General features: G+C 54.7%; 11 protein-coding genes. 3 read left to right on the top strand and 8 right to left on the bottom strand.

Annotated elements, in window-relative coordinates:
* Positions 1 to 57 precede the first annotated feature (57 nt).
* On the top strand, positions 58 to 657 hold the full coding sequence (gene yfbR, locus ABRZ28_RS12670) for a 5'-deoxynucleotidase (RefSeq protein WP_330520419.1): 600 nt from the start codon (positions 58 to 60) through the stop codon (positions 655 to 657).
* Positions 658 to 675: 18 nt separating this feature from the next.
* Here the strand turns inward: yfbR and ABRZ28_RS12665 are convergent, their stop codons facing one another.
* The 4 genes from ABRZ28_RS12665 to yfbV all read right to left on the bottom strand — a co-directional run bounded on the left by ABRZ28_RS12665 (position 676) and on the right by yfbV (position 4,673).
* A complete protein-coding gene (locus ABRZ28_RS12665) occupies positions 676 to 2,508 on the bottom strand; it encodes an SLC13 family permease (protein WP_319604908.1) in 1,833 nt (610 codons plus the stop codon).
* A gap of 266 nt (positions 2,509 to 2,774) precedes the next feature.
* On the bottom strand, positions 2,775 to 3,434 hold the full coding sequence (locus tag ABRZ28_RS12660; protein WP_330520418.1) for a sugar phosphatase: 660 nt from the start codon (positions 3,432 to 3,434) through the stop codon (positions 2,775 to 2,777).
* Between the two features lie 21 nt (positions 3,435 to 3,455).
* On the bottom strand, positions 3,456 to 3,950 hold the full coding sequence (locus tag ABRZ28_RS12655; RefSeq protein WP_319604910.1) for a YfbU family protein: 495 nt from the start codon (positions 3,948 to 3,950) through the stop codon (positions 3,456 to 3,458).
* A 267-nt stretch (positions 3,951 to 4,217) separates the two neighbouring features.
* Entirely contained in the window at positions 4,218 to 4,673 is a 456-nt protein-coding gene (gene yfbV, locus ABRZ28_RS12650; RefSeq protein WP_319604911.1) for a terminus macrodomain insulation protein YfbV, read from the bottom strand.
* A gap of 427 nt (positions 4,674 to 5,100) precedes the next feature.
* Between yfbV and ackA the strand changes: the two genes are divergently transcribed.
* Together ackA and pta are read left to right on the top strand one after the other, a co-directional pair.
* The gene (ackA, locus tag ABRZ28_RS12645; RefSeq protein ID WP_330520417.1) at positions 5,101 to 6,303 is read left to right on the top strand and encodes an acetate kinase; all 1,203 of its coding nucleotides are present in this window, start codon (positions 5,101 to 5,103) and stop codon (positions 6,301 to 6,303) included.
* 77 nt (positions 6,304 to 6,380) lie between these two features.
* Positions 6,381 to 8,522: a phosphate acetyltransferase gene (gene pta, locus ABRZ28_RS12640; RefSeq protein ID WP_319604913.1), complete on the top strand. Its 2,142-nt coding sequence runs from the start codon at positions 6,381 to 6,383 to the stop codon at positions 8,520 to 8,522.
* Between the two features lie 99 nt (positions 8,523 to 8,621).
* Here the strand turns inward: pta and yfcD are convergent, their stop codons facing one another.
* From yfcD to ABRZ28_RS12620, 4 genes are all read right to left on the bottom strand, one after another.
* Positions 8,622 to 9,230, bottom strand: a complete 609-nt coding sequence (gene yfcD, locus ABRZ28_RS12635) for an NUDIX hydrolase YfcD (RefSeq protein ID WP_319604914.1) — start codon at positions 9,228 to 9,230, stop codon at positions 8,622 to 8,624.
* Positions 9,231 to 9,304: 74 nt separating this feature from the next.
* Positions 9,305 to 9,856: a phosphodiesterase gene (gene yfcE / locus ABRZ28_RS12630; RefSeq protein ID WP_319604915.1), complete on the bottom strand. Its 552-nt coding sequence runs from the start codon at positions 9,854 to 9,856 to the stop codon at positions 9,305 to 9,307.
* A 279-nt stretch (positions 9,857 to 10,135) separates the two neighbouring features.
* The gene (eutC, locus tag ABRZ28_RS12625; RefSeq protein WP_330520416.1) at positions 10,136 to 10,930 is read right to left on the bottom strand and encodes an ethanolamine ammonia-lyase subunit EutC; all 795 of its coding nucleotides are present in this window, start codon (positions 10,928 to 10,930) and stop codon (positions 10,136 to 10,138) included.
* Entirely contained in the window at positions 10,927 to 12,318 is a 1,392-nt protein-coding gene (locus tag ABRZ28_RS12620; RefSeq protein WP_330520415.1) for an ethanolamine ammonia-lyase subunit EutB, read from the bottom strand. Before ABRZ28_RS12620 ends, eutC begins: the two co-directional genes overlap by 4 nt.
* Positions 12,319 to 12,451: the final 133 nt, after the last annotated feature.

Below are 12,451 nucleotides of genomic sequence, written 5' to 3'. Positions count from 1 at the left end.
AATCCCCATCCAGTGACCACAATAGATTCCCATCGTGCTGTTGTCTGAGAGATTGCCATGAATCAGAGTCACTTTTTTGCCCATTTATCCCGTCTGAAACTCATCAACCGTTGGCCGCTGATGCGTAACGTGCGAACGGAGAATGTATCAGAGCACAGTCTACAGGTCGCTTTCGTCGCCCATGCGCTGGCGGTGATTAAAAACCGTAAGTTCAATGGCAGCGTCAATGCCGAACGTATCGCCCTGCTGGCGATGTATCACGATGCCAGCGAGGTGCTGACGGGAGATATGCCAACGCCGATCAAGTATTACAACGCGCAAATCGCTCACGAGTATAAAAAGATCGAATCGATTGCCCGACAGAAATTGATCGATATGCTGCCGCCGGAGTTGCAGCAGGACTATCAATCGTTGCTGGATGAACAGCATATGAGTGAAGAAGAACGGGCGATCGTCAAACAGGCCGATGCGCTGTGCGCCTATTTGAAATGCCTGGAGGAGTTGTCGGCGGGCAATACGGAATTTACGCTGGCGAAAGCCCGGTTGGAAAAAACATTACAGCAGCGCCAAAGCCCGGAGATGGACTACTTTATGACCGTATTCATCCCAAGCTTTAGCTTATCCCTGGACGAAATCAGCCAGGACTCGCCGCTGTAATGACGCGCTAGCGCCGGATCAGAACGGATAAATCCACGGCACCATCATCACGCTGATGACCATAACCAGTATGGTGAACGGCACGCCGATCCGCAAAAAGTCGCCAAACTTATACCCTCCCGGCGCCAGCACCAGCGTATTGACCGGTGATGAAACGGGCGTCATAAAGGCCGCGGAAGCCGCCACCGCGATGATCATCGCAAAGGGATAAGGCGATACCCCCATCTGATTCGCCGCGGCGACGGCAATGGGCGCCATCAGCACCGCCGTCGCGGTATTGGAGATAAACAAGCCGATGACGGCGCACAGGATAAACAGGCACACCAACATCACATGCGGCCCGGAGCCACCGGCGATATCCATCAGCCCATCAACAATCAGCGTGACGCCGCCTGTTTTCTGTAACGCCAGCGCGAATGGCATCATTCCTACAATCAGGATGATACTGGGCCAGTGAATCGACCGGTAGGCGCTTTCCATATCAATGCAGCGGAACTTGCCCATTAATAAGCAAGCGATCAGCGCCGCAATCGCATTAGGGATTTCATCCGTCAGCATCATCGCGACCATCAACGCCAGACAGAACAGCGCATGAGGCGCCTGACTGATGGCCGGCGCCACGTCATCCACCTCGGCAGGCAGATTCAGCAACAGAAAGTCGTTTTTCTGCATATGCAATTGCCGGATCATCCGCCAGTCGCCGATCACCAGCAGAATGTCGCCCAACTGAAGGGGCTCGTCGGCCAGAATCCCCTCCATCGCTTCGCCATTACGGCGGATCCCCACCACGGTCAGACCATAGCGGCTGCGAAAGCCCACGTCATAAAGGGTTTTCCCTAACAGTTCGGAGTCTGGAATCAAAGAGACTTCCGCCATCCCTACGTCACGCGCCTGCTCGGAAAAATACTCGCCGCGCAGTACCATCGGCTCCAGACGTTGGGATGTGCAAAATTCACGTAAATCGACTTCGGAGGTCGACATATCGATCAGCAGAACATCATTCAGGCGCAGTTCCGTATTTCCCGCCACGCTGACCATGACGCGCCGAAATTTACGCCAGCGTTCGATCCCGACGATATTCGCGCCATACCGCTGACGCAACCGCAGATCGTCAAGCCGATGGCCAATAAAGGGAGAGCCGGGGCGAATCGCCAAACGTCGCGCCCGACCCGTTAGTTTGTAGTCCCGAATCAGGTCGCGGAATGTTTTTCTTTTCCAGGTATCTTTTGCCGCTTCCGCCGTCGCGCCGCCAAGCCAGTAGCGAGCCACCATCATATAAGCGACGCCGACCAGCAATACGACAACGCCAATGGGCGTCATACTAAAAAAACCGAATCCTTCAATGCCTTCCCGCATCAGTTCGCTGCTCACCACCATATTGGGCGGCGTGGCCACCAGCGTCATCATCCCGCTGATTAGCCCGGCAAAACTCAGCGGCATCAATAATCGCGCCGCGGATGTCTTCATGCGGGCCGAAACGCTAAGCACGACCGGAATAAAGATCGCGACCACGCCGGTCGAACTCATGAATGCCCCCAGCAGCGCGACGGTGACCATCAGCAGCACCAGCATTTTTAATTCGCTTTTGCCGGCCGCCCGCACCAGCCAGTCGCCGACCTGATAGGCCACGCCGGTCCGAACCAGACCTTCACCAATAATAAACAGGGCGGCAATCAGAATAACGTTGGGATCGCTGAAACCGACCAATGCCTCGGATAACGACAATGTTCCGCTCAGAACAAACGCAATAATGACCAGCAGTGCAACAACATCCATGCGCAATTTATTGGTGGTAAACAACACAATGGCGATCAGCAACAGGGATAAAACCCAGAGAAGTTCGCTATTCAAAACGGTTCCCCTGACGGAAAGAGAGTCATTGATAGGTTCTTATGTCTTAGCAAATACAGACGCATGTTTTAGCGTAGCGCTGCTGCGGCCCGCTTAGGGTGGCAGACAGGGATAGTCTGCCATAAAAAAATGCAGGAGCATTTTTCAACGCAGCCCCGCTGCGGCCCGCTAGGGTGGCAGACAGGGATAGTCTGCCATAAAAAAACCTCGCGGACGCGAGGTTTGATCATATTTAGTCGCGCTTTTATCAATAAGTTAGGCAGATATCACGCTTGATTAAAAACGATACAGCCGCTATCGGGAGAGGCTTCTATCCGCAATTGTTCCAGCGAATCCAAAACCAGGTCAACCTGATCCAGCTTCGGCGTATCCGCCGGCGCTCTGACCGCGATAACCTGGCACCCGGCCGCCAGCCCGGATAACACCCCGGCCGGCGCATCTTCAACGACGACGCAATCCTCCGGCTTCAAACCCAGACGCTGCGCGCCCAATAAATAGGCGTCCGGATTCGGTTTACCCCGCGCCACCTGCTCCGCGGTAATAAAGACTTTTGGCATCGGCAATTCGCCCGCCCGGTGACGAGCGCTGGCGATAGGCACGGAACCGGAAGTGACTATCGCCCAGGGAATACCTAACTCATCCAGCCGGGCCAGCAACGCGTTAGCGCCGGGCATGGCGACAACGCCCTGCGTATCCGTCGCTTCTATTTTTTCCAGTTCGTCGAATTCCCGCTGAATGGTTTCCTCACTCTCGCCTTTCAGAAAATGGCGCAGCGAAGTTATCGCCTGTTTGCCATGAATAAAATCGCAAACCTCCTGGGGTTCGATACCATGCTCTTTCGCCCAGAAACGCCAGGATCGCTCCACGGCCGGCAATGAATCAACCAACGTGCCATCCAAATCGAACAGAAAACCTTTACACTTCACAGAACGCCCCTTTGCAATCATTCAGGCATTAATAATTTGTGCAATCTCGACTGCACTCAAGTGATATTGGCGCGGGCAGGACTGCCAGATAGCCAACATTCTGCCATATTTATCCCACATTTTAGTCTGGGCGTTAAAACCATGCGTTCCGGCATCGAAATGCGGGTAACGCCCTTCGACATGCACCATGAAGCGGACAAACCCAAGATAACGGGCTTCCGTGGCGGCATCAAAGCCCAAAAAGGCCAGACGACGCTCATCAATCCCCTGTTTATCCTTCAGATTGCCCCACGACACCTGCAACGCATGGTGCATTTCCATGATATTGATAATCGTGCGGCAGACTTCCTCGCTCAAATCACCAAACTCGCGGTCCAGCTCCCGCATCTGTAAACCATAGCCGCGTTCGATGATGGTTTGCAGCCGGCGATAGCGTTCAGCATTCTCCGGATCAAGCATCGTCATCATTTTATATTGGTTTGAAAGGATCAATCTTTGGGCATTTGTCATTTCCATCTTGCTCTCCTGAACCTCATTCCGGCATGCCGTTAATTACAACGATTTACTTAATCTTTCAATTTGCAGGCGCCTTGACCGGACAAATTCATTCCCGACGAATTTGTCGCTCGCTTGCCGTCTGACCGCATATTGAAATCGATTGGGGGATTTTGAAAAAAGCATCGCATACTACATCGTATCGAGGTAGCGTCAGCACCCGATTTTTTGATTTGAAACAGCAGGAAAGAGAAAATAGCATTCCGTCCGCCGTCCGTCTGATGAAGATCACAGATCGTCCAGAAACGTTTTATCGAGCTGTTTAAACGCACGTTTCAGCACATCCGCCAGCGTTTGATAAGTCGGCGCGTCTTCCAGCGGAGCCAGCGCCAGACCGGATTCAATCAGCTTGTGACGGATATCATGAAACCACTGTAATAACGTGGGCGGCAGCGGCGTAACCGAACGGCGTCCTAGCCACCATAGCCCTTGCATCGGCAGGCTACAGGCGAAGAGCGCGGTGGCGATGGCCGGTCCAAGCTGCCCGCCGAGGGCAATCTGCCACGTCAGGGTAAACACCGCCAGCGGGGGCATAAACCGGATGGCGAACTGAGTGGCGCGCGCCACCCGGTTCTCAGGGAAGACCGGAGCAAGGCGTTTATCCGCAGGCCAGGTTTTCATGTAATGCTGCCCACGCTGGAGTAACTGTAGCCAACTCATTCGACCGCTAGGCTTTGTTGCCATGGGCGCACCTCAACTTTACAGATAAAAAATAAAAACTTCGCACAAATCAACAACTCATTTTGACAATGTTAAAATATATTTTGTGTTTGCCGTACGCTATCGGTATTCTAGATCGGCCTTTTAGCCGCCTTATTTACAGATGCAGCATGGCTATGCGCAGAGATACCTTTCCTGCGAAACACATTTTGTATACAGCCATCAGCGGTATGATTCGTTGCGCCTGGACTGTGGGCCGCATAAGGCTTGTATCCTGTTATTATACTGTAAATACGGTATAACATACTTGGTGAAATTGGCGCTTTTTTCACCTTCATATCAGGTGTATCACACCAGGGTGTGATTTTAATCATAAATGCCAACCATGAGATAAGATACGCTATCCTCCGTTTGGCATTTTTTTAACCATATATAACAAGTAGGTACTTCCATGTCGAGTAAGTTAGTACTGGTTCTTAACTGTGGTAGTTCATCCCTGAAGTTTGCCATCATCGATGCGATTAACGGGGAGGAATACCTGTCAGGTCTGGCCGAGTGTTTCCATCTTCCTGAAGCCCGTATCAAATGGAAAATCGACGGTGGTAAACAAGAAGCCGCACTGGGTGCTGGCGCTGCTCACAGCGAGGCGCTGAACTTCATCGTTAATACCATTCTTTCCCAGAAACCGGATCTGTCCGCTCAGTTGGTCGCCATTGGCCATCGTATCGTCCACGGCGGCGAAAAATTCACTCAGTCCGCGGTTATCAACGATGGCGTTTTGCAGGGTATCAAAGATGCCGTACCTTTTGCACCACTGCATAACCCGGCCCACCTGATCGGTATCGCCGAGGCGTTGAAATCATTCCCTAAACTGGCTGATAAAAACGTGGCTGTATTTGATACCGCCTTCCATCAGACCATGCCGGAAGAATCCTACCTTTATGCGCTGCCGTACAAACTGTATAAAGACCATCATATCCGCCGCTATGGCGCGCACGGCACCAGCCACTACTATGTGGCCCAACGCGCGGCTGAAGCGCTGAACAAACCGGTAGAAGATCTTAACGTAATTACCTGCCACCTGGGTAACGGCGGTTCTGTGACTGCGGTACGTAACGGCAAATGCGTTGATACCTCCATGGGTCTGACCCCGCTGGAAGGTCTGGTGATGGGAACGCGCAGCGGCGATATCGATCCGGCGATCGTTTTCCACCTGCATGACTCGCTGGGCATGAGCGTAGAGCAAATCAACAAACTGCTGACGAAAGAATCCGGTCTGCTGGGTCTGACGGAAGTCACCAGCGATTGCCGCTACGTTGAAGAAAACTATACGACCAAAGAAGACGCGAAACGCGCAATGGACGTATTCTGCCACCGTCTGGCCAAGTATATCGGCGCATACAGCGCACTGATGGAAGGCCGTCTGGATGCGATTGTCTTCACCGGCGGTATTGGTGAAAACGCCGCAATGGTCCGTGAACTGACGATGAACAAACTGGGCCTGCTGGGCTTTGAAGTCGATCACGAACGTAACCTGGCCGCTCGCTTCGGCAATAGCGGCAACATCGCCAAAGATGGCAGCCGTCCGGCGCTGGTTATTCCAACCAACGAAGAGTTGGTTATCGCACAAGACGCCCTCCGTCTGACTGCGTAAAAAATGAATCCCGACTCCGTCAGCTTAGGCTGACGGAGTTGTTTTTGACCAACGAGCAACCGTAAAGAGGTTTAGCCGTGTCTCGAACAATCATGTTAATTCCTACGGGCACCAGCGTCGGTCTGACTAGCGTCAGCCTGGGTGTCATTCGTTCCATGGAACAAAAAGGCGTGCGCCTGAGCGTGTTCAAACCTATCGCACAGCCACGAACCGGCGATCAATCGCCAGACCAGACGACCACCATTATTCGCGCCAATTCATCAACCATCACTGCCGCTGAACCGCTACAGATGAGTCACGTTGAGTTTCTGCTGAGCTCCAACCAGCAGGACGTGTTGATGGAAGAGATCATCGCCCGCTATCATGAAAACACGAAAGATGCGGAAGTGGTGCTGGTCGAAGGTTTGGTTCCAACCCGCAAACATCAGTTCGCCAATGCGTTGAATTATGAAATCGCCAAAACCCTGAATGCGGAAATCGTTTTTGTCATCGCGCTGGGCAACGACTCGCCGGATCAATTAAAAGAACGCATCGAACTGGCCCGTTCCAGCTTCGGCGGCAGCAAGAATAAGAACATCACCGGCGTCATCATCAACAAACTGAACGCGCCGGTGGATGAGTTAGGCCGTACCCGTCCCGACCTGTCTGAAATCTTTGACGATTCCAACAAAGCCAACGTGACGAACATCGATCCGCGTCAGCTGTTTGCCAACAGTCCGCTGCCGGTTCTGGGCGCCATTCCATGGAACTTTGATCTGATCGCCACCCGCGCCGTCGATATGGCCACTCACCTGAGCGCCGATATCATCAACGAAGGCGATATTCAGACGCGCCGCATCAAAACCGTGACGTTCTGCGCGCGCAGCATTCCTCACATGCTGGAGCATTTCCGTCCGGGTTCACTGCTGGTTACCTCCGCCGACCGTCCCGACGTACTGGTCGCCGCCTGTCTGGCTGCCATGAACGGCGTGGAAATCGGCGCCCTTCTGCTGACCGGCGGCTATGAAATGGACCCCAGCATCAGCAAACTGTGCGAACGCGCGTTCCAGACCGGTCTGCCCGTCTTTATGGTCAAGACCAACACCTGGCAGACGTCTCTCAGCCTGCAAAGCTTCAGCCTTGAAGTGCCGGCGAACGACCACCAGCGCGTGGAAAAAGTGCAGGAATACGTCGCCCGTCATATCGATTCAGAGTGGATTGATTCACTGAGCGCCGAGTCTGAAGGTTCACGTCGCCTGTCGCCGCCGGCATTCCGTTATCAGTTGACCGAACTGGCGCGTAAAGCGGGCAAACGCATCGTACTGCCGGAAGGCGACGAACCGCGTACCGTGAAAGCGGCGTCCATCTGCGCCGAACGCGGTATCGCCCACTGCGTACTGCTGGGCAACCCGGAAGAAATTCAGCGTGTCGCCGCCGCACAGGGCGTCGAACTGGGTAAAGGCATTGAGATTGTCGATCCGGAAGCCGTTCGCGAACGTTATGTTCCACGTCTGGTTGAGTTGCGTAAGAACAAAGGCATGACCGAAGTCGTTGCCCGTGAACAGCTGGAAGACAACGTGGTTCTCGGCACGCTGATGCTGGAACAGGGCGAAGTAGACGGTCTGGTTTCCGGCGCGGTACACACCACCGCCAATACTATTCGTCCGCCGCTGCAATTGATCAAAACCGCGCCGGGCAGTTCGCTGGTTTCCTCCGTGTTCTTCATGCTGCTGCCGGAACAGGTTCTGGTTTATGGCGACTGCGCCATCAACCCGGATCCGACGGCGGAACAGCTGGCTGAAATCGCCATTCAATCCGCGGATTCCGCGACCGCTTTCGGCATCGACCCGCGTGTCGCCATGATCTCTTACTCCACCGGTAACTCCGGCGCCGGCAGCGATGTAGAAAAAGTGCGTGAAGCTACGCGTCTGGCACAGGAAAAACGTCCGGATCTGATTATTGACGGCCCGCTGCAATATGACGCCGCCATTATGGCCGACGTGGCGAAATCCAAGGCGCCGAACTCGCCGGTTGCGGGTAAGGCCACCGTGTTCATCTTCCCGGATTTGAACACCGGCAACACGACCTACAAAGCGGTACAGCGTTCAGCCGATCTGATCTCCATCGGGCCAATGCTGCAAGGCATGCGTAAACCGGTGAACGATCTGTCTCGCGGCGCGCTGGTAGACGATATCGTTTATACCGTAGCACTGACGGCGATTCAGGCGACCCAGCTTTAATTTTTCCGCCTGATGGTCGATACACAAACGCCAACCTGAAGGTTGGCGTTTTTTTTACGCTATCTTTATCCTGCCGCCGGAAACGTGATCAAAACGAACTCATTTTGCCAAATCGGCGGGATCCTGATCTTCGCTACGGCTCTGCCCATCGCCGGCGACGCTGCTTTCTCGCGCCAGCGGTTTACCATAACTTTGGTCGTTGTAACGCGTTAACCACAACGACAGCGCCTTGAGCGAATCAGGCGTAAACTCATCGCAGCGCGCCGTAATCTCTTCCGGCGACAGCCAGCTGACTTCATCAATTTCCGATTCCTGTAGCGCAAACGGCCCGTGGGTCACGCAGCTGAATAATCCGCCCCATACCCGGCAGTTATCCCCTTCGTAATAAAACAAGCCATGCTCGGCAAACGGCACATCCGCGATACCCAGTTCTTCCTCCGCTTCGCGGCGGGCCGACTCAAGCATATTCTCCCCGCTTTGCACCACGCCGCCTGCCGTCGCATCCAGCCATCCCGGGTAGAAGTCTTTGGTTTCAGTCCGGCGCTGAACCAGAATTTTACCCATACCATCATGCACAACAATATAAGTAGCCCGATGGCGCAGACACTGAGCACGCATCTGCTGACGACTTGATTGGGCGATGACCTCATTGTTCTCATCGACGATATCAACCCACTCGGTGCCTGCTGACTGACTTTGTTCCGCCATCCTCTGAAACCCTTTAGTATGGGCGCGTTGCGACGCGCGCCTGTTTTGAATAATCGGTTTTACCGCTCGCTAAATTAATGCCTAATGCTCACCTGCGCAATAGGCTCCCCGCCCAGCAGCGGAAGAACCTGTAAAGTCCCCTGCGCCAGCATCCCGTAACTCGCGGGATAGCCGCCTTTTGGCAGGCTGGTCGAACCAGGATTAAAGTAATACAGGCTATCCCGTTTTTCCGCCACTGGAATATGCGTATGACCGTAAACCAAAACATCGCCGTCATTCAGCGGCGGCAAATTATCGGGATGATAGAGGTGTCCATGCGTCAGGAAAAGACGATTCTGCGGCAATAGCACATGTTGCCAGGGCGACGTTATCGGGAAATCAATCAACATCTGATCGACTTCGCTGTCGCAGTTTCCCCGCACCGCAATAATACGTGAAGCATAAGCATTCAGCCGTGCGGCGACGTCGCCCGGCTGATAACGATCGGGCAGCGGATTCCGCGGGCCGTGATTAAGAAAATCCCCCAGGAGAATCAGCCACTCGGCGCCGCTGTGCGCAAAAATATCCAATACCCGCTCCGTCGCGCTCAACGAACCATGTATGTCTGATGCAAACATCAATTTCATCGTTTATACCCTTCTTACCTGAAGTTGCAATGCGGGAGATACCCCATTGATTTCGAGATGCGGGGGTCGGCGATCGAATGACGAATCGGTCAACGGTTTTGAGCGCGGCGCCCCCAACGGAGCAAGTCTCACGGAAAGCGGAGTCATGCCGCCAACGCATCTGCAACTTGAAAAAAATGACGAGTATAGTTTAACAAAGTTGCGCGGCGGCTCTTACTCCCTATTGCGGATAAATCCACGGCGCAGCGCCCCATCGTCCCCCTCGCAATCAGGAATGACCTAGCGTGACGATAACCAGGCGGATGGCGGCGCAATCCGTCCGTGAAGCGCGGGATTATCGCTTTCATCTTTAAGTTGAACGCCCGATAACCGACGCTGGAAACTCTGCTCCAGCAGCCAGGCCAGCTTAAACGCCGCCAGCGGGTAGTCCAGCCCTTCAGGACGGATATTGGAAATACAGTTGCGCTCCGACTCCAGCCGCCGGGTATTCGGCTCCCAGGTCATATAGACGCTCAGGCTATCCGGCGAAGAAAGACCGGGACGCTCGCCAATCAGAATCGCCACCGCTTTCGCCTGCAAACACTCGCCGATATCGTCGCCCAGCGCGACGCGGGACTGGTGCGCCAGTACGATAGGCGCCAACGACAGCCCGAGTTGGGAAATATACGGCAGTAACGCCTTAATCAACGGCACGGCCTGCCGATGCACCGCTTTGGAAGATAAACCATCGCCCACCACCAACAGTAAATCAGCGGGTTTGCCGGCCATTGACAGCAACGACGCCCGGCTGGAAGCGGAAAGACGTCGGCCTAAATCCGGCCGACAGAGGTATTGCTGCCGGTTTTCCGCCGCGCTATGCGCCGTGAGGGTTTTCAGACCCGCTTGCTCCAACTCTCCGGCCAGCGTTTCACTATCAAACGCCTGATGAACGGCATCCCGGGCCTGAGCATGCGCCATACCGAATTTCAATAGCTCGCTGGTCGGCATGCTGGCGCCGGCGCGCCCCAATGCAATGCGGGCGGCGGTATACTCGCGCAATGTTTCCCAGGGATTCGCATGGATTACTTTGCTCATGCGCGCGCCTCCAGATAAGGTTGATGCTGTAATAGCGGATGTTGGCTGCCGGTGTCGCGCAACCGGCCCTGCGTATCAATGATTTTCATCCTCTCCAGCCACGCGCCGAATTCCGGCGCATGCTTCAGCCCCAGCAGCTCGCGGATATACAGCGCATCATGGAAAGAGGTGCTCTGGTAGTTGAGCATGATGTCATCCGCGCCTGGGACGCCCATCAGGAAAGTCAATCCGGCATTGGCCAGCAGGGTCAACAGCGTATCCATATCATCCTGATCGGCCTCGGCATGGTTGGTGTAACACACATCGCACCCCAGCGGGACGCCCAGGAGTTTGCCGCAGAAATGATCTTCCAGACCGGCGCGAATAATCTGTTTACCGTCATACAGATATTCAGGGCCGATAAACCCCACCACCGTATTCACCAGCAGCGGAGAAAAACGCCGGGCCACCGCATAAGCGCGGGCTTCGCAGGTTTGCTGGTCGACGCCATGATGCGCATTGGCGGACAGGCTGCTGCCCTGCCCGGTTTCAAAATACATCACGTTATCGCCCAGCGTACCGCGTTTCAGACTTAACGCCGCCTGATGCGCTTCTTCCAATGTCGCCAGATTAAAACCGAATCCGGCGTTGGTGGCCTCGGTACCCGCTATCGACTGGAACACCAGATCGACGGGCGCGCCTCTTTCCATTAATTGCAGGGTGTTGGTCACGTGCGTCAGCACGCAGGACTGGGTCGGGATCTCGAAACGGCCGATCACATCATCCAGCATGTAATTCAGCTTCTCCAGCAACGGCAGGCTGTCGCTGGCGGGATTGATGCCGACCACCGCATCGCCGCTGCCGTACAACAACCCATCCAGCATGCTGGCGGCAATGCCTTTCAGATCGTCAGTCGGGTGATTAGGCTGTAGCCGCACGCTAATGTGGCCAGGCAGGCCAATGGTATTGCGAAACTTGGTGGTTACCCGGCACTTTTTTGCCGCCAGGATCAGATCCTGATTGCGCATGATTTTACTGACGGCCGCCGCCATTTCCGGCGTAATGCCCGGTGCGGCCTGCGCCAGCAGCGCGCTGTCCGTACTTTCGCTTAACAGCCAGTTGCGAAAATCGCCCACCGTCAGATGAGAGATAAGGCTAAAGGCCTGCCGGTCATGGCTGTCGATAATCAGCCGCGTCACCTCATCCTGCTCATAAGGAATTAGCGCTTGCTGCAAAAAAATGGTCAGCGGCAGGTCGGCCAGCGCCATGCGCGCGGCCATCCGCTCTTCCGCGCTTTCCGCCGCCACGCCGGCCAGCATATCGCCGGAGCGCGCGGGCGAGGCCTTCGCCATCAGCTCGCGCAAATCATGAAAACGATAACTGCGATGACTCAGCGTCGTCTGATACATGCTTTCGCCTCGTTCATATTGGCGCGGCCCGCTATCGGGATAACGGACCGCGCTTATTCAGAAATTCATGCTGATTGATATCGACTGCGCAACGCCCCCATTCTGAGGTAGCGCGCCCTGTCGCCATATCACT

The organism is Brenneria sp. g21c3, assembly GCF_040240345.1.
In the GTDB taxonomy this organism is placed as follows: domain Bacteria; phylum Pseudomonadota; class Gammaproteobacteria; order Enterobacterales; family Enterobacteriaceae; genus Brenneria.
This window is presented reverse-complemented; position numbering and strand designations above follow the sequence as displayed.

Coding starts and splice junctions, on each gene's coding strand:
- yfbV (WP_319604911.1), bottom strand. CDS start 4,673: ATGGCAACAAAGCCTAGCGGTCGAATGAGTTGGCTACAGTTACTCCAG.
- yfcE (WP_319604915.1), bottom strand. CDS start 9,856: ATGAAATTGATGTTTGCATCAGACATACATGGTTCGTTGAGCGCGACG.
- ABRZ28_RS12655 (WP_319604910.1), bottom strand. CDS start 3,950: ATGGAAATGACAAATGCCCAAAGATTGATCCTTTCAAACCAATATAAA.
- yfbR (WP_330520419.1), top strand. CDS start 58: ATGAATCAGAGTCACTTTTTTGCCCATTTATCCCGTCTGAAACTCATC.
- ackA (WP_330520417.1), top strand. CDS start 5,101: ATGTCGAGTAAGTTAGTACTGGTTCTTAACTGTGGTAGTTCATCCCTG.
- eutC (WP_330520416.1), bottom strand. CDS start 10,930: ATGAGCAAAGTAATCCATGCGAATCCCTGGGAAACATTGCGCGAGTAT.
- yfcD (WP_319604914.1), bottom strand. CDS start 9,230: ATGGCGGAACAAAGTCAGTCAGCAGGCACCGAGTGGGTTGATATCGTC.
- ABRZ28_RS12620 (WP_330520415.1), bottom strand. CDS start 12,318: ATGTATCAGACGACGCTGAGTCATCGCAGTTATCGTTTTCATGATTTG.